Consider the following 24,845-nt stretch of genomic DNA (forward strand, 5'->3'; position numbering starts at 1 on the left):
CTTTTTTTAGAAATCTAATTTTAAACTATTAAATTGTATTTTTGCACAATGGAAAAACGCTTAAAACAACTACCAAAATTAGCAGAAGACGCTAGAAAAGAAAATCTAAAATATTTTACTAATCTTAAGAAAAGAGTCCCTAAAAATTTAGATTATGTTGTGCAAGAATTACATGATGCAGAGTTTAAAAAAACAGATTGTTTAGATTGTGGAAACTGTTGTAAAACAACAAGCCCAATTTTTACAGATAAAGATACAGAACGTATTTCTAAGCATTTAAAAATGAAGGTTGCAGATTTTGAAAAGCAATACTTAGTAAGAGATGAAGATGAATTTATGGTGTTAAAAACGGCGCCTTGTACCTTTTTTGATGAATCGGATAATAGTTGCTTTATTTATGATGTTCGTCCTAAAGCTTGTGCAGAGTACCCACATACAAACCGTAAGAAATTTATTGGTATTACCGACTTAACAGTTGCTAATACGGCTATTTGTCCGGCAGCATATAATATTGTCGAAGCATTAAAAAAACGTATCCCTTATGAGTATAATGTAAAAAAGAAAAGAAGTTAGACCGTAATTTGTTAAACTTATCTAAAGATACATTTCAAATAGATTTTGGCACAGAACTTGCTTTTATAAGATAGAAACAAAGTAGTTAATTGTTTTCATTGTGTAAATTATTTGAATTAGTTAATTTATAAAAACCATCTCATTTGAGATGGTTTTTTAGTTTTATAATCATTAGTGTCCGATTAATAATTTTTTTTAGTTTGATAAATCTTATAAAATAAGGGTTTTATGTGTTTTTTTGATGATACCCTTGCTTTTTTAAAGTAAAATTTCTGAGAAAAGTTAGACTAATTTTAATTTAAGTTACATCTCTTTGTCAAGGTGTTAGAGTCAAGTCTTGATTCTAAAAGCGAAGCGATCTTATGTCTTTTATCGGACAATAATGTTTTATAATTTATTTTAGTATCAACTCAATTGCTTTTTTAGTTTCTTTTTGAGGTAGTTTACAAGTGCCTAAATTACAGACATAAATGTACGTTTCATCTTCTACAAACTTATCTTTTAATAGAGGAATGTGCTCGTTTTCATCTGTAGAACCTACAATTATAATATTAGGTATATAATTGTTTTGTAACTCATTTTTAATGTCTTGTGCTTTATTTCCTACAAGGGCAACTTCATAAAAAGGCCTTGTGTAATTGGTCATTAAATTTAACCAATTGCTATACCCAGAAGGACTTTCTAAAACATCATCATGCATATTATGAAGCATTTGTTTTGCTATTTTAGTATAAGTAGAATCGTAATAATAAAGACTTAATTTAAACAAACAGTTTGCTAAAATAGAATTAGGAGATGCAATTACATTATCATCTACTTTTACTTTTCTGGATATTAATTTTTGATCTTTATTAGAAGTAAAATAAAACATATTGTTTTCTTTATTAAAATAGTTTTTTAAAGTAACCTCCATTAATTTTTTAGAGGCTGTTAACCATTTTTCATCAAGCGTTACTTCATATAAATTAATAAAAGCATCTATTAAAGTTGCATAATCTTCGGAATAGGCATTAATTGTACTTTTACCATTTTTGTAATTACGATATAAGTTTCCGTCTTTTTGTAATTGATTATTTAAAATAAAATTAGCATTTTTAAGTGCTATTTTTAAATAATCTTCATTTCTTAAAGCTTTATAAGCATCTGTATATCCTTTTATCATTAAGGCATTCCAAGAAGTTAAAACCTTGTCATCTAAATTAGGCTTTACTTTTTGAGCTCTTGCTGTTTTAAGAATTGTTTTCCATTTTTTTATGATTGTAGAAAGCGCATCAGTAGTTATTTTATGCTTTTTTGCAAAAGATTCATTAGAAGAGTTTCTAATTAGAACATATCTGCCTTTTTCCCATAAGCCAAAATCATTTATATTATAGTAGTCTTCAAAAAGAGAATAATCATCAACAATTAAATGTTGTAACTCTTGTTTGGTAAAATAGTAATAAGCACCTTCTTCTAATTTGTTTTCAGTGTTTTTACTATCGGCATCTAAAGAAGAAAAGAATGCTCCATTTTTATCTGTCAATTCTTTATTTACAAAACCTAATGTTTCTTCTATTACTGTCTTATACAACTCTTTTTTATCATTTTGATATGCTTTTGCATACAAGCTAACAAGTTGTGCATTGTCATAAAGCATTTTTTCAAAATGAGGAATATGCCATTTTTTATCCGTAGAATATCTAGAAAAACCACCATTTATTTGATCATAAATTCCACCAAAAGCCATTTTTGTTAAGGTAGTTTCTAACTGTTTTTTTATATTGTTATCCTCAAATTGATAACTGTATCTAAGTAAAAATTCCAAAGAATTTGGCATCGGAAATTTAACATCTATTTTAGAACCACCATAAATAGTATCTAAGTTTTGTTGCCAATTTAAAACGGCATTTTTTACATCGATATCTTTAAACTCGGTTTTGTCTTTTTTTAATGTAATTAATTCAGAATTCTGAATTCCTTCGGTTAGTTTTGTTGCAAAATCGATGGCTTTCTTTGGGTTTTCTTTATACAGTTTAGAAATATTTAATAAGATTTCTTCCCATTGTTCTTTGGGGAAATAAGTACCACCAAAAATGGGTCTTCCATCTGGCAATGCAATACAATTAAGAGGCCAACCGCCACTACCTGTCATTAATTGTACGGCATTCATGTATATGTTATCAATATCTGGTCTTTCTTCTCTATCTACTTTAATACTAATAAAATTAGCATTCATTATTTTGGCAATAGAATCATTTGCAAAACTTTCTTCTTCCATTACATGGCACCAATGACAAGCAGAATAGCCAATAGAAATTACAATTAACTTATTTTCATCTTTGGCAAGTTGTAACGTTTTATCATTCCAAGCTTTCCAATTTACAGGGTTATTTGCGTGTTGTAATAAATAAGGACTCGTCTCATTTGCCAATTCATTTGGGTTTGCTTTTTTTTGTTTTTCATTACAACTAATGCAAAGCACAATGCTCAAAAAAAATAAGGTTTTAAGTAGAAAATTCAATTTTTTATATTTTTATGGGTTGCCTAAAAGATCAATAACACTAATGTAGTATAATCTGCTAACTTACAAAAAGTCTTCTATATAAGATTTAAAACAAAAAATAGAACAAATTGGTAATGAGGCTATATAACCTAAGAATTTCAAATAAATTGCAACAAATGTTTTACCTTTAGTTGAAAAAGTTTCACTAAAAGATTGCGTTTAAAAGTAGTTTTATCAAAAATAATTAAAAAGCAAACTAAATTAAAAAAACATGAGAATTCCGTTTAAAAAAAATATTCCAGTATTCCTTTTTGTTTTTTGCTTACATATTTCATTGATGAAAGCACAAGAAAAAACACCACAAATTCAATTAGAGAAAAACCAAGTTTCTACTGCATTTATAGAAGCCAAAATAGACAGTATTCTTGCTGTTTTAACATTGGAAGAAAAAGTAGCAATGACACATGCGCAATCTAAATTTAGTACAAAAGGAGTTGCTCGGTTAGGTATTCCAGAAGTTTGGATGTCTGATGGACCTCATGGGGTTAGAGAAGAAATTAGTTGGGATGCTTGGGAAAATGCAAGCTGGACTAACGATGCTATTACTGCTTTTCCTGCGCTTACATGTTTAGCAGCAAGTTTTAATCCAGAATTGGCAGCAAAATATGGTTTCAGTTTAGGTGAAGAAGCAAAATATAGAGAAAAAGATGTGCTTCTTGGTCCTGGTGTAAATATCTATAGAACACCAATGAATGGTAGAAATTTTGAGTATTTAGGCGAAGATCCTTTTTTAGCTTCTACAATGGTGGTGCCGTATATTAAAGGAGTTCAAGAAAATGGTATTGCTGCTTGTGTAAAACACTTTGCTTTAAATAACCAAGAGCATTTAAGGGATAAAATTAATGTAGAAGTAAGTGATAGAGCATTGCATGAAATTTATTTGCCTGCATTTAAAGCGGCTGTGCAAAAAGGAAATGTTTGGGCTTTAATGGGCGCTTATAATAAATTTAGAGGTCAGTATGCAACTCATAATAAAATTCTACATAAAATTTTAAAATCAGATTGGGGTTTTGATGGCGTTGTTATTAGCGATTGGAGTTCTGTGCATTCTACTGAAGAAGCTGCTTTGTACGGTGTAGATATGGAAATGGGTACAGGAACGGATGGTTTAGGAACCACAACAATGAACCATTATGAACATTATTATTTAGCAAATCCGTTTTTAAATGCGATAAAAAAAGGAGAATTAAGTGAAGATTTATTAAACGATAAAGTACGTAGAATTTTACGCTTAATGTATCGTACAAATTTAAACCCAAATAGAGCTTTAGGGAAGTTGAACACAAATAAGCATTTAGAAGTTGCAAGAAAAGTAGCTACAGAAGGAATTGTTTTATTAAAAAATGAAGATAATTTTTTTCCTATTCAGGATAAAAAAGGAATTACAATTGCTGTAATTGGAGAAAATGCTACAAGAGATATGACCCAAGGTGGAGGATCATCTCAATTAAAACCTCTTTTTGAAATTTCTCCTTTACAAGGGATCAAAGAAAGATACAAAAATGCTACGATTGTTCATACAATGGGCTATGAGTCTGGTGCTTCTGTTTATGATGAAATCTTACCAGCTAATTTAAACCAAGATTCTTTGTATGTAAAAGCAATTGAGGTTGCAAAAAAAGCAGACATTGTTCTTTTTGTGGGAGGTTTAAATAAAAGTCATCATCAAGATAGTGAAGGAGATGATAGAGAAGTTTTTGATTTACCTTATGGACAAGAAAAATTAATAAACGGAATTAATGAAGTTAATGAAAACTTAGGTTTTTTATTGGTTACAGGAAATGCTGTAAAAATGCCTTGGATATCTAAAACAAAAGGAATTTTACAAACCTGGTATATAGGTAGTATGGCTGGTCATGCAATAGCCGATATTGTTAGTGGAGATGTAAACCCTTCTGGGAAATTGCCTTTTTCTTTTCCGAAGGAATTAAATGACAATGCAGCACATGCTTTTGGACAAATCTCTTACCCTGGAGATGGAGTTAATCAAGAATATAGTGAAGATATTTTAGTTGGATATAGATGGTTTGATACCCAGAAAATTAAACCTCAATATGCTTTCGGCTTTGGGTTGTCTTATACAGATTTCAAAATTTCAGATGTAAAGATCGATCAAGAAAAATATACTAAAAAGGATCAAATAAAAATCACTTTTAGTGTTGAGAATTCAGGCAATATAAAAGGAGCAGAAGTTGTGCAAGTATATGTAGGTAAACATAAATCTAAAGTAAAAAGAGCTTTAAAAGAATTAAAAGGATTTACAAAAATACATTTAGAAAAAGATAGTAAAAAAACGAGTACAATTACTATTGATGCAGCAACATTGGCTTATTATAATCCTGATATTTCTGATTGGACAGTAGAAGAAGGGACTTATTATTTATACGTTGGAAATGCATCCAATAACATTGTAAAAAAGATAAAATTTGAGTTGTTTTAATTTGAGTTAATTAAAGTAAAAAAGCAGTATAAAGTTACTTTGTACTGCTTTTTTTAATAAAAAAAACATTCTTAATACCAATTCTGTAAAAATATGCCTGACTCAATCTAAGTGAAAAACCACCATTTAATAGTTTTCTATTTTCAAAATTAGACTAGGTCTAAAGGTGGAAACAAGTAATTTAATATAGAAAATAAACCAACAAAATAAATAATATTATGAAAAAAAGATTCCTTTTATTACTGTTATTGGTAACAATTATAAGTTGTAAAGAAAATAAGAAAACGTCTTCTGTAAAAGACACAACGCATGAAGCTAAGATTGAGGCTTTACTTTCTAAAATGACCTTAGAAGAAAAAATTGGACAAACCAATTTAAGAGGTATGAACAGCACAGAAAGTGAGCTTCCTGAAAAATTAATAGCAGCTGTTAAAAAGGGAGAAGTTGGTGCTTTTTTAAACATCATGAATCTAGAGCATCTAGATGAATTACAAAGAATTGCTGTTGAAGAAAGTCCAAATGGAATTCCATTAATTTTTGGTAGAGATGTTATTCATGGTTTTAAAACAATGTTTCCAATTCCATTGGGATTAGCGGCAACTTGGAATGCTCAAATGGTAGAGAAATCTTCTGAGATAGCCGCTTTTGAAGCTTCTGGAGCAGGAATAAGATGGACATTTGCACCCATGTTAGACATTGCTAGAGATAGTCGTTGGGGTAGAATTGCAGAATCTCCAGGAGAAGATCCTTATTTAGCAACCATTTTAGGAGCTGCTTATATAAAAGGTTTTCAAGGAGAAGATTTAAGCAGTCCTTATAGAATGGCAGCATCTGCAAAACATTATATAGCTTATGGAGCAGCAATAGGAGGTAGAGATTACAACACTGTTGATATAAGTGAACAGCTTTTAAGAAATGTGTATTTGCCACCATTTAAAGCGGCAATAGATGCAGGTTCGGCAACAGTTATGAGTTCTTTTAATGAAATAAATGGAGTGCCAGCAACAGGAAATGAATTTTTATTAAAAGATGTTTTAAGAGGCGAATTAAAATTTGATGGTTTTGTTGTTAGTGATTGGGATTCTGTGATAGAAATGATTGCTCATGGTTTTGCAAGTGATGAAAAACATGCAGGAGAATTAGCTGCTAAAGCAGGATTAGATATGGAAATGACGAGTACGGCTTATGAAAATTATTTAAAAGAGTTAATAGAAGAAAAGAAAGTTTCTGTAGAAGAGTTAAATGAATTTGTTCGTAATATTTTAAGAATAAAATTTAGGTTAGGTCTTTTTAAAAATCCTTATAGAAATAAAGAACACACAGGGAATCTTTATGCAACAGCGCATTTAAAAGAAGCAAAAAAAGCAGTGATTGAAAGTACTGTTTTATTAAAAAATAAGAATTCTATTTTACCTATTTCAGAGAAAACAAAGGTTGCCATTATTGGTCCTTTGGCAAATGCACCACACGAACAATTAGGTACGTGGTCTTTTGATGGTGAAAAAGAGCATACCAATACACCTTTAGACGCGTACAAAAAAACGAATACAAATTTTACATTTGCAAAAGGATTGGATTATAGTAGAGATACTTCTAAAAAAGGATTTCAGGAAGCAATAAATATTGCTAAAAAATCTGATGTTATTTTATTTTTTGGAGGAGAAGAAGCAATTTTATCTGGTGAAGCACATAGTAGAGCAAACATTAATTTACCAGGAGCTCAAGAAGAATTAATTAACGAATTGGCTAAAACAGGGAAACCTATTGTCTTAGTAATTATGGCAGGTAGACCTATTACCATTACAAATATTATAGATAAAGTAGATGCTGTTTTAATGGCATGGCACCCAGGAACAATGGGAGGTGAGGCTTTGTATGAAATTGTACATGGAATAAAATCTCCTGAAGGTAGATTGCCTGTTTCTTGGCCCAAAACAGCGGGTCAATTACCGTATTTCTACAATCATAAAAATACAGGTAGACCAGCAGATAGTACAAACTATGTTCCTATGGATGAAATTCCGGTTGCTGCATGGCAAAGTTCTTTAGGGAATAAGTCTCATTATTTAGATGTTGGATTTACGCCTCATTTTCCTTTTGGTTATGGTTTATCTTATACAACCTTTAAGTATACAGATATTTCTATATCTAAAGAGATCATTAATTTTAATGAAGATTTAGAGATTAAGGTATCTATTACAAATACAGGTAAAAATGACGGTAAAGAAATTGCACAACTCTATATACAAGATGTTGTTGGTAGCATTACCAGACCTGTTAAAGAGTTAAAAAGGTTCGAGCATGTATTCTTAAAAAGTGGAGAAACAAAAGAAGTTACTTTTAAAATTTCGGCTAAAGATTTAGAGTTTGTCAATCATAAAATGATAAAAGCAGCAGAAGAAGGAGTGTTTAATATTTGGGTTGGACCAAATGCATCAGAAGGTTTAAAAACATCATTTTCTCTTAAAAAGTAATTTAGGAAAGTGTCAAATAAAAATAGGGTTAAACTATAATAAGTTTAACCCTATTTTTTATTTAGATAAGATTAGGTTCTTTATTTTGATTACTTGTAATTAAAGAAGCGTCTTTTGTGAAAGTTATATCTCCATTTATTAATAAAATAAACTAGAACTAATATTTTTTTTAGTTGTTTTTAATTCTTCATTATTAAGGTCTCTTATATAATAACAATTTAAAAATAGTTACTGATTAGATCATTCTAAAAATTTTATTTTTGATAATATTTTATAAATTATAAATTTTATTTACTTAGTTATAGATGGTTAGTAGTTTTATTTATAGTGAATTAGGTATTTGTTAGAATGTCATTTATCAATAACTCTAAAAGAAAGTTTTTGTTAAACTAGTAGAGATGTAATTTAAAAAGAAAGAGGTTTTTTGTGCGGCATTATTAATAACCAGTCACCTGTTTTACAGTTATAAAATAAGGTTTATTCTTTGTTTTTTTTAATTGAATAACATGTAAATGACAGAATAACTAACAGAAAAGATAGCCTTCGAGGTTTTTGTATTTAAATAAATAAGGCAGCATAAAATTAGTTTTTATGCTGCCTTATTATTTTTAGAATAAAATTGGGGGACTAAAGTTGTTAATTGTTAATATCCTGGGTTCTGATCTACAATTGTTAATTCTGAGTTTTTATCTATTTCGGTAATTGGAATAGGGAATAGGTCGTTTTTAGAAGTATAGCCAGTACCAGACAATTCTGTTGCTGCTTTTCCCCATCTCACTAAGTCCCAAAAACGTTGACCTTCGTGTGCTAATTCTAAGAATTTTTCATTTACAATAGCATCAAATAAAACGGTACCACTAGTGTTGCTATTAATATTACCTAAACCAGCTCTATTTCTAACTTTATCTAATTCTGTTCTTGCTTTAGGGTCTTGCCCGTCTTTATTATATGCTTCTGCAGCTAATAATAAAACTTCTGCATATCTAAATAACCTAAAATTAGTACTGTAATTTAATTCTTTAATACCGTCTTCACTAGTGTCTTCAGATTTTGTTGCGTATTTTATTCTTATAGCTCCTTCATAATCCCAAATTACTCCTCCTGTAGCTAGTGACGCATTTACGCTTCCACCTGCATCAATTAACTCAGCTTCCGTCATTATAGTTGCAGCTTTTCTATCTGTGTCTCCTGCATCTTCAAAAGCATTTATTAATTTTTCTGATGGTAAGTTAAATCCCCATCCATTAATAAGATCTGTACCAGTAAGGTCAAAGATTCCATCTCCTCTTGGTCCCATTAATTGAATGTGTAGATTACTTTCATTTCTACCTCCCCAAGCAAAGTTACCCCAATCTCTTGCAGTTGTAGAAATATATCCTATTTCGAATAATGATTCTTTTCCAAATTCATGATTAATACTCCAAACATCTGCAGGCTTTACTTCCAAATCGATAGCAGGGTTATTAATTACAGATTCAAAATATGGAATTGATTCGCTATACTTTTCTTGAAAAACGAGTACTTTACCCATTAGTGCTTCTGCAGTTTCCTTTGTTGCTCTAAAACTATCTGATGCTCCTTTGCCAGGTAAATCTGCAATTGCAGCAGTTAAATCTAGTTCAATTTGGGTATATATATCTGCTCTAGATGATTTTACGATTCCAAAATCTTCTGCTTTTTCTGGTACTGTTAACCTTAAAGGAACTTCACCAAACATGGTTGTCAATTCGAAATAACACCAAGCTCTCATAAACTTAGCTTCAGCTAAAGCTCTGTCTTTGTTACTTAAATCACTATCAGTAATGTTGTTTATAACTAGGTTTGATAATGAGATAGTTCTGTAAAAAAGATCCCAAACACTAGTTATCGAAGCATTAGAAGAAGATACGTCTACATAATCATCTATAGCTTGCAATTGAGATTGATCGTCTGCATTACCACCTGCAGCATTTGCATCGTCTCCAGGAAGCAGCTTTACTAAAAAAACACTACTCCAGTCTACAGCATAATTAAATTGCATTAAATCATAGATGCCTATAACAGCAGATTCTACATTCTCCTCTTCAAGAAAAAAGGTGTCTAAATCATCAACATTTATTCTTGGGTTTTCTGTAAATTCTTCGCTACAAGATATAATCCCTAGAATAAGAACTCCAATAATTGTTAAAATTGTTTTTTTCATAATATGTATGTTGTTTTTATTAAAAGTCTAGAGAGAGTCCGAATACTACTTTTGCAGCCGTAGGGTAAAAACCTCTATCTACACCAATAGAATTATAGTTGAAATTTCCAATTTCTGGATCTAAGCCTTTGTAACCTGTAAAGGTGAAAAAGTCATCTAGAGAAACGTAAAACCTTAAGTTGTTAATATGCATTTTTTCAATAGTATTTTCTGGCAAAGAATATCCAAATTGAATTTGTTTAATTCTCATAAAAGAGCCATCTTCTACCATTAAATCTGTGTCATAAGAAGCAATTACATTAGCGGCTCCTGGGTAGGTAGCTACGTCACCTGGTTGTGCCCATCTTTCATTAAAGAAATGTACCGGTTTGTTTGTAATTGGTCTAGACGGTTGATGATACGTTGAAATAATATCATTACCCAATGTTCCTTGAAATTGTAGGTTAAAATCAAACGCTTTATAAGCTAAACTGATGTTTCCACCAAATAAAACATCTGGATGCGGTGATCCTATATTTGTTTTATCAGCATTTGTAATGCTTCCATCTTTATTGGTGTCTACTTTTATAACTTCACCAGTTGCAGTGTCAATTCCATCTGTTTCGTATCCATAGAAATACCAAGAAGGTTGTCCTTCTGTAAACCTTGTAATTCCATCCGGATTTTGAGGAGCCCCAGCACCTGCAAGAGAAGTCCCCTCTGGTACAAATAGAATCTCTGTCACTTTGTTTTGTAGAGTAGATAAGTTTGCATTAATGTTGTAGCTAAGTCCACTTTGTGTAGTATCTCCATAGCCTAATTCAAATTCGAAACCTTTATTTTCTATGGTACCAGAATTAAATTCATTAGAAAGAAAACCTGCCGAACCTGGTGTAATTAAAGAACCGTCGTTAATAATAGCATCTCTAGTTGTTTTCTTGTAATAGTCTGCGGCAAAAGTTAATCGGTTATCTAACGCTCTTAAATCTACTCCTAAATCTAATTGTTCTGAAGTTTCCCACACTAAGTTAAGGTTTGAATACCCTGTAATCTGAGCACCTATATTTCCTAAATAATCAATATTTTGTCCGTTAATTATAGAGGTAATATATGTTTTATCTGAGTTACCATTTAAGTTACTTCTACTTCCATTTTGACCCCAACTTGCTCTTAATTTTAAATAATCTATTTTAGATTCTCTATTCCAGAAATTTTCGTTTGAAGCTACCCAACCTGCAGAAAATGCAGGAAAAGTACCCGCTTTATTTGCTATTGGAAATTTATCTGATTTATCCCTTCTAATAGAAGCTTCAAATAAATACTTTCCTAAATAATCATAAGAAAGTCTACCAAATATAGACACCATATTATCTGGTGATGGATCTATTTGATTTACTTGAGTGTTAAATTCTGGTAAGTCAAAATTAAAGCCAACAAAATCTGCAATAGAAGCAGAACCACTTCTAGAAGTGGGAGTTGTTACTCTTGTTTCTTCTGCAGAATATCCTGCTAATAAAACAAAATTATGATTCCCTAAGGCTTTCTCATAAGAAGCAAAATTTTCCCATAACCATCTTTTAGATTCTACAACGTTTTGAGAACCAGAATACGTTGTGTTTGATGCTTCTGAAGAAACATAATATGGATTGATCATGTTCCTTGTATCCCATTGATTTTTGTCATATCCTAATCTTGTTGTAAAAGAAAAGCCTTCAAAAGGTTTAAATTTTAAATAAGCAGAGGTTAAAAATTGATAAGCATCTACAGTAGTTTTGTTAATGTTATTTGCATAGGCAACAGGATTTACAACCTCTCCAGTAGAATAACTTGGGTATCCATAAACATTACCATTTGCATTTTTTAATACCGGAACACCATTTGTGTTAGAACGGTCTATAACAGATTGTGGTACGGAACCGTTAGCATAAGTGACGGGTGTTAATGGATCTAAAATAAGCATATTTTGAATTACACCTCTAGTGTCACTATTTTCTTGAATCCCACTCTTATCTGAAGAAGAATAGGTAGAATTAACACCTACTTCTAACCATTTAGCAACATCACCTTTTAAGTTTACTCTAAAAGTAGATCTTTTAAAAGAAGAGTTTCCATTACCAACAATACCATCTTGATCTAAATGAGAGGCAGAAGTAAAATAAGAAAATTTTTCTGTAGCTCCAGATAGGTTAATGTCATTTCTGTGCATAATGGCAGGAGAGAAGGTTTCTTCTATCCAATCTGTATCATAACCATTGTCTGTTACACTTGTTAATCCTGCTTCGTTCATGTACTGAACAAATTGTGAAGCATTCATTAACTCCATATCTGTTTTTAAAAATTGAACACCTATTTGAGAATTAAAAGACACTTGTAATCCTCCTTTTCGTCCTCTTTTAGTTGTTATAATAACTACACCATTTGCACCTTCTGTACCATAGATAGCAGCAGAAGCAGCATCTTTTAGTATTTCGATATTTGCAATATCTGATGGAGCAATATCTGCAATAGATGATGCTTTCATACCATCTACTATAAATAAAGGCTCTGAATTACCACTAGAACCTGCACCACGAATTCTTATTTTTGCACCAGAACCAGGTGAACCAGAAGAAGACGATACCGTAACACCAGATGTTCTACCTTGTAATACAGACTCTACTCTTTGATTAGAAGAACTTTTAATTTGTTTAGAATCGATACTAGAAATTGCTCCGGTAACTAAACTCTTTTTCTTACTACCATACCCAACAACTACAATCTCGTCTAAAGACTCTAGGTTGTCTTGTAAAATTACATCTATCTTTGTACTAGTTCCCACAAGAATTGTTTGAGAATTCATTCCTAAATAAGAAAAAACTAACTCATTGTCTGGAGAAACGTTTGCTATTGAGTAATTTCCCTCAAAATCTGCATTTGTACCTTTAATAGTTCCCTTAATTACAACTGATACTCCCGGTAAAGTGTTTCCTGCGGAATCCGTTACCTGACCAGTAATTGTCTTGCTTTGCGAAAAAACATTCTGCATACATAACATTAGGCATGCAATAATCGTGACTTTAAATTTTATCATCATTCATATTAATTGGTTAATTAAAATACTTGTTTTGATAAACAATGTAGCAACTAAAAAATAGTATTATAAATTAAGTAATACTATCAATAGTAATAACATAATAATTACTAATAGTACCTCGTAAAATATATTATTTTTAAACTTTTTCTGTTCCATAAACATTGTCGTACTCTTCAAATCTATAAGAACAAATCAATGTTTTGTATCACAAAAAAAACAGCTTTTAAAACAATTGTAGCTATTTAACCTTTATTTAACACGTATGCTACATTTAATTCATTGCTCGCTTCAATTTTACTATTGCAATGTTTTAAAAGGAACTTATTGTTAATATTAATATAAGAACACGTACTTTAAAAGTAGTTTTCTAGGTGTTGTTCTGGTTTTATAATTAGACCTTTATGTCTTTTTTTATTTCTATTTCAGAAGGTAAAACACCAAAATGAGCTTTAAAGCATTTAGAGAAATAAGATGGAGAAGAAAAACCTACACTAAAACATGCTTCACTAATATTGCCTCTGCCAGAATCTAAAATTTGTTTAGCTCTTTCTAATCTTATTTTTCTAATAAATTCATTAACGGTTTGACCTGTTATTGCTTTTATTTTTCTGTATAATTGACTCCTACTTAGTTTTAATTGTGACGCCAACTCTTCTACACTTAAGTTAGAGTCTGAAATATTGTTATTTATATATTCTAATAGTTTTTGTATAAATTCTTTATCTATAGAGTTAGAGTTTATTTTTTCATCAGCACCACTTATTGCTCCAAAAAATTTATCGAAAATTAATTGTCTACTTGTAATTAATTGTGACAAACGAAGTTTTAATAATTTTAAATCGAAAGGTTTTATCATATAAGCATCAGCACCATTTTCTATACCTTCAATTCTATTTTCTATGGTTGTTCTTGCGGTTAACATCATTACAGGAATGTGGCTTGTAGAGGTATCTGTTTTTATTGTTTTACAAAATTCAAAACCATCCATTTCTGGCATTACAACATCTGTAATAATTGCATCTGGTAAGGTTTCTTTTGCCATTTTAATGCCTTCTTTACCATTACCAGCAACAAAAACTTTGTAATCTTTACTTAATTCTGTCTTTAAATAATCTAGCAATTCTATATTATCTTCAACAATTAAAATGGTCTTAGTTTTAGTTAGTTTAGACGCTTCTGTAGTTGGAATTTCTGTGTATTCTGGGGTAATTAATAAGAACTGTTCTTTTATATTTACTTTCTTCTCATTTTCATATATAATTTCATCTTCTGTATAATGAGCATTACCAGTTGGTAATAGTATTTTAAATGTAGTACCAGAACCTACTTTACTTTCTACCTTGATGTCTCCTTTATGGAGGTATACAAAACTTTTTACGACTTCTAAACCAATTCCGGTTCCACCGATATAGGTTTTGTTTTGGTCTTCTACTTGATAAAAGCGTTCAAATATTTTTTCAACTTCTTGTTCGTTTAACCCTGTTCCAGTATCAGAAATTACTATTTCTATTACTTCCACCGGTTGCTTTTTATCAACTAAAGGTAAGAGGTATCGTTTGTGATTAGAAAATAAATCAATATTTATAGCACCTCCTATGGGAGTTGCCTTTATTGCATTAGACAAGAGGTTGAATATGATTTTTTCTAACATATTTTCATCTGCCCAAACACTTAAATCTGGTACATCTGAATCTACACTTAATAAAATATTTTTATTAGTTGTTTCTTCTTGAAAATAGTTCGAAATGTTTTTAGAAAACTCAATTAAATTAATTTTAGAAGCTCTAATTTTCATCTTATTGTGTTCTAATTTTCTAATATCCATTAATTCATTTATCAACCTGTAAAGTCTGTTTGTATTTTTGTAGATGATTGCATGCTTATTTTTAACACTTTGTGGTAGGTCTAATTCTTTGTTGCTAATAATATCTTTAATAGGGTTTATAATTAGGGTTAATGGTGTTCTAAACTCATGAGAAATATTTGTAAAAAATTGAAGTTTCTTTTGATTCAATTCATCATTTTGACTTTGTGCTAAACGTTCATTTTTTAATATTTCTTTTTCTTTTATTCTTTGTTGAGTTAAGCTGTTTAGTAAATAAATGCATAATAAAAACACTAGGATATAGCCTAATATTGCCCAATTGGTTTTCCACCAAGGTGGAAGAATGGTAATATTTAATTCTAATGGAATGTTACTCCAAACACCGTCATTATTAGAAGCTTTTAGTTTAAAAATATAATCTCCATGATCTAAATTTGTATACGTCGCATTTCTTTTATGTCCAACATAATTCCAAGTAGTTTCATAACCTTCTAAATAAAAAGCATAATTATTTTTTTCTGGTCTAGTATAGTTCAAGCCAGTATATTCAATGGTAAATACAGATTGCGTATGTGAAAGTTGAATGTTTTTTGTCTCTGAAATAACTTTTTCTAATGGAGAGTTTTCAGTAAGAGGAATTACTTTTTCATTAAACAATTTAAAGTCTGTTAAATGTAATGTTGGTAAGCTAGTATTTGTGGCAATTTCTTTTGGATTAAAATAATCTAAGCCCTTAAAATTACCAAAATACAAAATACCTTTTTCGTCTTTTAAAGCGGCACTAAAATTAAAATCATTCGATAATAAACCATCATTAGAAGTGTAATTTGTAAAAACTTGCTGATTTTTATCAATTTTTGTGAGTCCGGAGTTACCACTAACCCAAATATTTTTATCATTATCTTCTATAATTGCAGCGATGTTTTCTTCTATAAAACCTTTAGATTTATTATACCATGTATAGGTGTCTTCTTTTTTATTGTATCTACAAAGTCCTGCACCTCTTGTTCCAATCCAAATTTCATTTTTAGAAGATTCATAAATACTTAAAATATGACTAGCATCAGATAAGTTACCATACTCTTTCTGCATTCTAGTTTTTAAAGAAACAACATTAAAGGTGTTATTTTCTAATCTTGTTATTTTAAACAAACCATCGGCAGTTCCTACCCATATAGCATCTTCTGAATCTACAAAAACAACCATCAATTTATTACGTAAAGATTTATTTTCTAGAAATTCTTTAGAATCATATTTTTTAAAAGTATCTGTTATTGGATTGTAGGAGTGAAGTCCTTCAAAAAAAGTAGCAATCCATACGGTTCCTTTAGAATCTTCAGAAAAACTTCTAACGGTATTTGAATTAAAGTTTTTTACAGCATTATGTTTACTGAAATTTATAAATTTTTTAGATCCATTTTTTAAAAGGTAAATGCCATTATCCCAACTTCCTGCCCATAAATTATTTTTAGAATCTAAAAACAAACTCACAATGTAATTAGAATTAAGCCCCGAATAAACAGTGTTATTTTTTTTATTGATATGAGTTATTTTAGCGTTTTTAGGGTTGTAAACATCTATACCGCCGCCATCTGTAGAAATCCATAAATTACCAGTTTTGTCTTTTACAACACTTGAAACGGAGGGGATTGTTAACGAATTATTTTTATTAGGTAAGCTTTTTATATCTTTAAATTTATCATAGAGTTTATCGCTAACGGCAACACCACTGTTAAAGTATCCCATCCAAATTCTATCATTTTTATCTATAAAAAGTTCCCAAATAGAATTATGTAAAATACTGTTTTCTTCTGTTTTATTTGAAACATAATTTTTAATAATATCGCCATTCTCTTCTAAGTGAAAAAGACCATCATTCTCTGTTCCAATCATCATTGTATTGTCTGATAATTGAATTATTTTCATGATTTTTTTTGAAGTAAATTCAAACTTCTCTAAGCTTATAATATTATTGTTCCTATCATTAGTTAAACCACATTTGTAGACACCGTCTTCTCTTTCAAAACCAATCCATAAATTATCTTTAGCATCAATATATAAGTCAGATATTGAGTTGACTATATCTTTTTCATTATTTGTAAAAACTCTAGTGTCAATTAGTTTGTTGTTTATAAGATCTGCTTCTTTTAAACCAAGAGTTGTACCTACAAATGTTTTACCTTGCTTGGTGTGTTTTATACTATTAATAGAGAGATCTGATTGATTTTTATTTATAATTCTATCTATTTTAAATGTATCCATGTTTAACTTAAAAAGACCTTTATTATCGGTTCCTATCAACAAGTTTCCGTTAGAATCCTCTTCTATTGCTAATACATTTTCTTTATAATTAAGGTCACTATTTAATTGTATCTTTTTAAAATGGTCTAAGTCTCTATTATATAAATTTAATCCATTTTCGGTTCCACACCACAGTCTATTTTTACTGTCTAAAAAAAGGCATTGAACTAAATTATTGCTTAAAGAATGCGTGTTTTCAAAATCAAATTTATAAGGAGTATAGTTTATACCATCAAATTTATATAAACCGGTTCCAGTAGTACCAATCCAAATAAAGTCTTGGCTGTCTTGCACAATAGATGAGACGCCCACTTTAGGTATGCCTTCCTTAATATTTACAAACTGAAATTCTTTATAAGGTTTTTGTGCATAGTTAATTATGGGAGACAAAAAAAATATTAAAACCAAGAGGTTTTTCATAAACTAATAATTTAATAGTTATCGTAATATTAGGTTTTTAACCTAATTATTTCAAGTTAGATTTTTATCTAAATAATAGGTGGTTAGATAAATCTATTTTTGTAATGTTATTATTTAATTATAAATGTAATTAACTTTTTAACTTGAAAGTAGGGGGAAGCCTTACAAATTAGATCTAAAGATAGCTTTTGTAAATAAATTTAAGTGCAACAAATTAAACATCTAATGAAAGAGATGTTGCTTTCTACTTTAGAAATAAATATAACGGAATGATTTACAGATATTAAAAGCGCTACTTTTGTTTTAGAAACCTTTTATAAAACAGAAAAACAATAATACCTATTTATAAGTATTATTGTTTTTCTGTTTGTCTTATTTAAATTTTAAATAAAGTGCAATAATTTTCATTTAACTAAAACGTTGTGTAATTTTAATAAACAAGTTAAATAAAGAATATTGTTTTAAAAAAGAGGTTTAAGCAAACTTTATAGATTTAGAAGGCTGAATTTTAGTAATTATATATGATGGAATAATCAGCATTAAAAAAGACATAATTAATGTACCTATATTTAGCAGTAAAATAGCTTTAAAAGAAATATAAACAGGCATTGTGTTCACATAATAGTTTTCTGGGTTTAATGTAATAACTTCAAAGTAGTATTGTACAAAAAGGATAGATAACCCAATGATATTTCCCCAGAAAAGACCTTTTAAAATAAGGTAAGAAGCATTGTATAAAAATATTTTTCTAATGCTTGTATTAGTGCTTCCTAAGGCTTTTAAAATACCAATCATTTGTACGCGTTCTAAAATTAAAACGAGTAGGGCGGTAATCATATTTATACCGGCAACTAAAATCATAATGGCAATAATAAACCAAACATTATTGTCAAAAAGTTGAATCCATTCAAAGACCGTTGGATAACTTTCTAAAATAGTCTTGCTATTTAAAGTTTCGGGAATTTCTTTGTAAATTATATTTCCTTTTTCTTCAATTTTATCAAAGCTATCTAAAATTACTTCAAAACCACCAATTTCATTTTCTGTCCATTTGTTAAGGTTTTGAACTTCTCTAAGATCACCAATCATCATAGATTTATCAAATTCTGCAAAACCAGAATTGTAAATACCAACAATAGTATATTTTCTGTTTGATGGTAGCTTACTTGTGGAGGTTTTTATAAAAGTAGCTAAAACAATATCGTTTAATTTCAACTGTAAACGATTCATTATTGTTTGAGACAATAAAACCTCTTTCGTTCTATCTTGATTAAAATTTGGGGTTCTACCTTCAACTAAATATTCGTTAAAAAAAGTCCAATCGTAATCTGTAGAAACACCTTTAAAAATAATGCCTTCAAATTCTGTTTCTGTTCTTAAAATCCCAGCTTTATTAGCAAAAATCTGAATGTTTTTAATTCCGTCTACATTTTTAAACTTCGGATAAAAATCTTGGTTTTTATCAATAGGAACCGTTGAAACATCAGAATTATTAGCATCATAATTAATAATTTGAACATGACCTTTAAAACCAGCCATTTTATCGCGAATTTTATATTGCAAGCCAGCGCCAGTTGCCACAGCAATTAGCATAATTATAATACCCAATGCAATTGCTGTAATTGCAATTTTTATTATTGGAGATGAAATGCTATTTTTATACTTTTTACCGGCAATAATGCGTTTTGCAATAAATAACTCGTAATTCAAATTGATGATAGATTTTAAACCTTTCAAAAGTACATATTTATTCTTATTTCTACTGCTGAATTTTCAGCTCATTTCTTGTGCGCAAAATACAACTAAAAAAAGTCCTACCATAACAGTTCAAAAGGTAGAAAAGCAAGGAGTTTTAAAAGTAGGAGCAGAAAGAGTTGATTTATATTTAAAATTATTAAAAGGAAAAAATTTAGCAATTGTTGCTAACCAAACATCTGTGTTGTCTGTTTTAGAAAGGGCAGAAGTAGCGGCTAATGTTATGGGGGCTAAAAAAGTTACCCATCATTTGGTAGATTATTTACACAACTTTAATGGTGTAAACGTAAAAAAGGTATTTGCGCCAGAACATGGTTTTAGAGGGAAAGCAGATGCTGGAGAGGTTATAAAAGATGGTTTTGATACCAAAACAGGTCTGCCAATTGTATCGCTTTACGGTAAAAATAAAAAACCGTCTAAAGCGCATTTAGCAGGAATTGATATTGTAGTTTTTGATATTCAAGATGTTGGTGCTCGTTTTTACACCTATATTTCTTCTTTACATTATGTAATGGAAGCGTGTGCAGAAGCTGGAGTTGAAGTAATTGTATTAGACAGACCAAACCCCAACGGACATTATATAGACGGACCCGTTTTAGAAGAAGCACATAGTTCTTTTGTTGGTATGCACAAAGTGCCGGTGGTTTACGGAATGACAATTGGAGAATACGGTAAAATGATTAATGGTGAAAAATGGCTTAAAAACGGAATTAAGTGTGATTTAACAGTAATTCCTTTAGAAAACTATACACATCAAACGGAATATAGTTTACCTATAAAACCATCACCCAATTTACCAAATGATAAAAGTATAAACTTGTACCCAAGTTTGTGTTTTTTTGAAGGGACCAATGTGTCTGCAGGACGCGGAACCGAAATGCAGTTCCAAATTTATGGTTCTCCGTTTTTAGCAAAAAGTGAATTTACTTTTACTCCACAAGCTAATGAAGGTGCTAAATATCCGAAGTTTAAAAATGAATTGTGTTATGGAGAAAATTTACAAGAAGTAGAAAATCTTAATAAAATAGATTTATCATTTTTAATAAAAGCATACCATCAGAATACATCTAAAGAGTTTTTTAATAATTTCTTTACCAAATTAGCAGGTACAAAAAAGCTGAAACAACAAATAGAAAAAGGGATACCTGAAACTGAAATTAGAAAAACTTGGGAGAAAGATTTGGAAGCATTTAAAGAAGTTCGAAGTAAGTACTTGATTTATCAGTAAAAAAAGAACTTCAATAGTTTAAAATAAAAAAGCTCGTAATTTCTTACGAGCTTTTTTAATGGTATTAAAAGAAACTTATATGTTAAGGTTGTAAGTTAATCCAACAGAGAAGTTGGTAGACTTACCAATATTACGACCATCAACTACAGTACCAAAACCTACACTTGCTCCTAATTCTGGAATAATATTTTTATAAACAGTAGCACCTAATCTTGTATATTCTACTTTAGTTTCTGGAAAGTTAGGACCATTAGGACCAGCAAAACCAGTTCCACCAATATCTACACCATCAGTTGAAGCTAAATAATCTACCCAACCTTCTACATAAATTGCAGAACTAGCATATCCTATTTTAGTAGTTGCATAATAAGCATTTGGTACATCAAAGTCCGCACCACCACTAGTATTATCTGCATCTCCTTTAAATTGGTAAGAATTTAAAAAAGTTACAAAAAGACCATCATTGCTTTGTAAATGTAAACCCGCAGTTAAGTTTGTAGAAAAGGTATTGTTACCAAGAGATAAAATTCCGTTTGCTTCATAACCTGTAGGAATATCAACACTTAAACCCGTTATTACATCTAAATTTAATTTTTCAAAATCAAAAGTATACGCATTGTATTTCAATCCAATAGAAATATCTTGAAAACCATCTTGTTTAGAATTTATGTTAGGCGCTACATCTCCGTTTCCTTCTGCAGAAATATAAGGTGCATTTAAAACAACAGATAATTTATTTGTAATTCCATATTTTGCATAGATGCTATAGATGTTTTGGTCAATTTTATTATGATCAGGTACTGCATCCATTTTAGTTTTTCCAGCATAAAATTTTTCATAATTACTAGAGGTGTAAGAAGCTGTTACAGATAAATTTCCTTTTTTGGGAGTAAAACCATCTAACAATCCTTGTGCATTAGTTTGTGATGTAAGAGCTAGTCCAAAAACCAAACCTAATACTATTTTACTTGTTTTCATTTTTTGTTTTTTAATAGTTAGGTTCCTTTGTCGAGTGCTAATTCTGTAAATTACAAGATGAATTTTGTTTTTCTTAAAAAAGAGAAATAATGAAGAAATTATTTTTTATTTCTATCTCTTTTTAAGCATGTTATCAATAAAAAAAAAGATTATTTTTTTTTAAATATTTTTTTTAAAACAGGTTAATGTTTTTAGATTTTTTATTTGAAATAGGTTTTCGAGTTTTATCATTATAAAATTTGTAATTTTGAAAACTAGAAATAAGCTACTTAAAATAATTCTAGTAAAGCATGTACAAATCTATTGTAAGACCAATATTCTTTTTATTCGACCCAGAAAAAATTCATTACTTCACTTTTTCTTTAGTCAAAAACCTTTGTAAAATTCCTTTTGTTACTTCAATATTTAGAAGTTTATATGTAGTTGATGACAAACGATTAGAAAAAACCTTATTTGGTATTACCTTTAAAAACTCGGTTGGTTTGGCGGCAGGTTTCGATAAAAATGCTGTTTTGTATAATGAATTAGCAAATTTTGGTTTTGGTTTTATAGAAATAGGAACCGTAACTCCAAAAGGACAAGTTGGTAATCCTAAAAAAAGGTTGTTTAGATTAAAAGACGATCAAGGAATTATAAATAGAATGGGTTTTAATAATGACGGAATGGAAGCTGCCATTAAAAACCTAAAGAAAAATAGGGGGCAAGTTATTATTGGTGGTAACATTGGTAAAAATACGGCAACCTCTCCAGAAAATTATACAGAAGATTATTGCGAGGTTTTTAAAGCACTGCATCCGTATGTAGATTATTTTGTACTAAACGTAAGCTGCCCAAATGTAGGTAGCCATGCAAAACTAAATGACAAAGACTATTTATTAGAATTAATTTCTGCTTGTCAGAATCTTAATAATAAAGAAAAAAGACAAAAACCAATCTTATTAAAAATAGCACCCGATTTAAATAATATTCAGTTAGATGAAATTATTGAATTAGTGCATGAAACAAAAATTGATGGTGTAATTGCTTCCAATACTTCAACAAATAGAGCAAATCTAAAAGCATCAAAAGAAAGTTTAGCAGAAATAGGAAATGGTGGTGTTAGTGGTCAGCCAGTTAAAAACCAAAGTACAGCTGTAATTAAATATTTAGCAGACACCTCTAAAAAAGCTTTTCCAATAATCGGGGTAGGAGGTATTCACTCAGAAAAAGATGCGTTAGAAAAACTAAATGCTGGCGCAGATTTAGTGCAAGTTTATACCGGTTTTATTTACGAAGGACCAAGTTTGGTAAAGCGAATTAATAAGGCAATTCTAAAACAACTTTAAAATAGAAGTCTTATCATATAATAGAGGACTTACTTTCGTTAAAAAAAACATTTAGAAAAATCAGCATTCTATGATAGAAACTTTATTCTCTTTCGTCTTTGCAACGGCTATTTTAGCAATTTCTCCAGGACCAGATAATATTTTTGTACTAACACAAAGTATTGTGAATGGCACAAAATACGGAATTTCAACCGTTTTAGGACTAATGTCTGGTTGTTTAGTACATACTACACTCGTCGCTTTTGGCGTTTCTGCAATCATCAAAGAAAATGACAGTCTTTTTTTTATCATTAAATTATTAGGAGCCAGTTATCTGCTCTTTTTAGCGTATAAAGTATATAAAAGTGATGCTAAAATAGTTCTTTCCAATAGCAATATTCAAAAAGAGTCTACATTTCAGCTATTCAAAAAGGGATTTATAATGAATGTATTAAACCCTAAAGTTGCTTTATTCTTTTTAGCATTTTTTCCTCAGTTTTTGTTTTCTAAAACAATTTCCAATGTTATTCAGTTTTATACATTAGGAGCACTTTTTATTGCCGTCTCTTTTTTAGTATTTACAATAATTGCAATTTTAGCAGGTAGTATTTCTAGCTATTTAAAAGAAAATGCTAAAGTGGGAGTGTACTTAAAATGGGGACAAATAATTGTATTTACCTTCATTGCAATTATGATTTTGTTATAATCGAAATCAACAAACCTCCTTTTTCCATATAACTCCTATAGATTATATATTTAGAAAAGCGAATATTTCTTTTTGGGTGTTCCCTTTTTTTAGTCTAATATATAAAGGTGTCGTTTTTTATTTAATTCTTAATATCAATTTAAATAAGCTACTGTAAAAAAAAGGTCGGGCTTTCCACTATATCTTTTTGCGAAAAGCAAAAAGGATGCCGTTTCTATCCCTAACACAGCTAATTTGCAGATTGAAGTTCTATTTTTAGACTTCTTCTTTCTATTCAAGTTAAAAACACCATAAATCATTTTTTGGGTTCATAACAGTTAATGACTATTCTATAACCAAGTCCTCACAGGTTTTAAAAACCTGTGAGGACTGTAAGTTCTAGTTGTTTAAAAATAAGGTGTTTATGGTTTAATAGTATATGTTTTTATAATCTATATACTATAACATCCAATCCAATACTCCTTATTCAACTTTATGAATCCAAAGAAAACCCCAACCTATGTTTTCTATGTTTCTATGTGTTAAAAAGAAACATACGAGTACGCAACACCACAAACCTTCCAAATTCACTCAAAAAAACTCCCCTCATAAACCACTTAAAACAAGCCTCTTAAAACTCATTGTAAAATTAAATTAAAATAAAGGTAAAAAAATAGTTGTCAGGTTAAAAATGAGTTGTAAGTTTGCACCCGCTAACGGTAATATCACACAGTTAGCAACGTTCATTGAGGAGTTGTAAGTAAGTTGAGGATTAGTAGTTTATCTAAATAAAATGTCAAGATTTTATTAAAAATAAAATAACAATTTCCTTAGGTTTGTAATTAAAAAGAGTTGTATGTTTGCAGTCCGAAATTTTCGGCAAAAACGTTCAGTTTTTTTTAGTTTTATAGCAAAAAAATAAAATAAAAAAAAAGTTTAATTTTTTATTGTCAGATTAGAAATAGTTTGTATGTTTGCAGCCGCTAAGAATTACAGCAAAAACGATCAGAGAAAATTTGGAATGACTATTAAAAAAGTCAGTTAGTTCGATTCTAGCATTTCTACAAAGTTTTAACCAATAAATAA

The 24,845-nt window shown here is 29.8% G+C and carries 12 protein-coding genes; 6 read left to right on the forward strand and 6 right to left on the reverse strand.

Annotated elements, in window-relative coordinates:
• The first annotated feature begins 48 nt into the window (after positions 1 to 48).
• Positions 49 to 573, forward strand: a complete 525-nt coding sequence (locus GQS58_RS14985) for a YkgJ family cysteine cluster protein (protein ID WP_166387358.1) — start codon at positions 49 to 51, stop codon at positions 571 to 573.
• A gap of 394 nt (positions 574 to 967) precedes the next feature.
• Here the strand turns inward: GQS58_RS14985 and GQS58_RS14990 are convergent, their stop codons facing one another.
• Positions 968 to 3,034 (reverse strand): thioredoxin domain-containing protein, encoded by a 2,067-nt coding sequence (locus tag GQS58_RS14990; RefSeq protein WP_317168393.1) that lies wholly within the window; start codon positions 3,032 to 3,034, stop codon positions 968 to 970.
• A 358-nt stretch (positions 3,035 to 3,392) separates the two neighbouring features.
• Between GQS58_RS14990 and GQS58_RS14995 the strand changes: the two genes are divergently transcribed.
• Both GQS58_RS14995 and bglX read left to right on the forward strand, forming a co-directional pair.
• Positions 3,393 to 5,555, forward strand: a complete 2,163-nt coding sequence (locus GQS58_RS14995) for a beta-glucosidase (protein ID WP_240914636.1) — start codon at positions 3,393 to 3,395, stop codon at positions 5,553 to 5,555.
• A gap of 218 nt (positions 5,556 to 5,773) precedes the next feature.
• A complete protein-coding gene (gene bglX / locus GQS58_RS15000; RefSeq protein WP_166387364.1) occupies positions 5,774 to 8,029 on the forward strand; it encodes a beta-glucosidase BglX in 2,256 nt (751 codons plus the stop codon).
• A 643-nt stretch (positions 8,030 to 8,672) separates the two neighbouring features.
• Here bglX and GQS58_RS15005 read toward each other — a convergent pair.
• The 4 genes from GQS58_RS15005 to GQS58_RS15020 all read right to left on the reverse strand — a co-directional run bounded on the left by GQS58_RS15005 (position 8,673) and on the right by GQS58_RS15020 (position 19,519).
• Entirely contained in the window at positions 8,673 to 10,211 is a 1,539-nt protein-coding gene (locus GQS58_RS15005; protein WP_166387366.1) for a RagB/SusD family nutrient uptake outer membrane protein, read from the reverse strand.
• Positions 10,212 to 10,230: 19 nt separating this feature from the next.
• The gene (locus GQS58_RS15010; RefSeq protein WP_240914637.1) at positions 10,231 to 13,215 is read right to left on the reverse strand and encodes a SusC/RagA family TonB-linked outer membrane protein; all 2,985 of its coding nucleotides are present in this window, start codon (positions 13,213 to 13,215) and stop codon (positions 10,231 to 10,233) included.
• Between the two features lie 439 nt (positions 13,216 to 13,654).
• Positions 13,655 to 17,809 carry a hybrid sensor histidine kinase/response regulator transcription factor gene (locus GQS58_RS15015; RefSeq protein WP_166387370.1) on the reverse strand — a complete coding sequence of 1,385 codons (4,155 nt, stop codon included), beginning with the start codon at positions 17,807 to 17,809 and terminating at the stop codon, positions 13,655 to 13,657.
• 474 nt (positions 17,810 to 18,283) lie between these two features.
• Positions 18,284 to 19,519, reverse strand: coding sequence for an ABC transporter permease (locus tag GQS58_RS15020; RefSeq protein WP_166387384.1), 1,236 nt, complete (start codon positions 19,517 to 19,519; stop codon positions 18,284 to 18,286).
• Between the two features lie 4 nt (positions 19,520 to 19,523).
• On the opposite strand from GQS58_RS15020, the gene GQS58_RS15025 reads away from it, so the two are divergent.
• On the forward strand, positions 19,524 to 20,792 hold the full coding sequence (locus GQS58_RS15025) for an exo-beta-N-acetylmuramidase NamZ domain-containing protein (protein ID WP_166387372.1): 1,269 nt from the start codon (positions 19,524 to 19,526) through the stop codon (positions 20,790 to 20,792).
• A gap of 75 nt (positions 20,793 to 20,867) precedes the next feature.
• On the opposite strand, the gene GQS58_RS15030 is transcribed toward GQS58_RS15025, so the two are convergent.
• Positions 20,868 to 21,770, reverse strand: a complete 903-nt coding sequence (locus tag GQS58_RS15030; RefSeq protein WP_166387374.1) for a transporter — start codon at positions 21,768 to 21,770, stop codon at positions 20,868 to 20,870.
• Between the two features lie 290 nt (positions 21,771 to 22,060).
• Between GQS58_RS15030 and GQS58_RS15035 the strand changes: the two genes are divergently transcribed.
• Positions 22,061 to 23,095 carry a quinone-dependent dihydroorotate dehydrogenase gene (locus tag GQS58_RS15035; protein ID WP_166387376.1) on the forward strand — a complete coding sequence of 345 codons (1,035 nt, stop codon included), beginning with the start codon at positions 22,061 to 22,063 and terminating at the stop codon, positions 23,093 to 23,095.
• 70 nt (positions 23,096 to 23,165) lie between these two features.
• Positions 23,166 to 23,780 (forward strand): LysE family translocator, encoded by a 615-nt coding sequence (locus tag GQS58_RS15040; RefSeq protein ID WP_166387378.1) that lies wholly within the window; start codon positions 23,166 to 23,168, stop codon positions 23,778 to 23,780.
• The last annotated feature ends 1,065 nt before the right edge of the window (positions 23,781 to 24,845 follow it).

Origin of the sequence: Polaribacter sp. 11A2H, from assembly GCF_011379025.1 — a bacterium.
Taxonomy (GTDB): Bacteria; Bacteroidota; Bacteroidia; order Flavobacteriales; family Flavobacteriaceae; genus Polaribacter.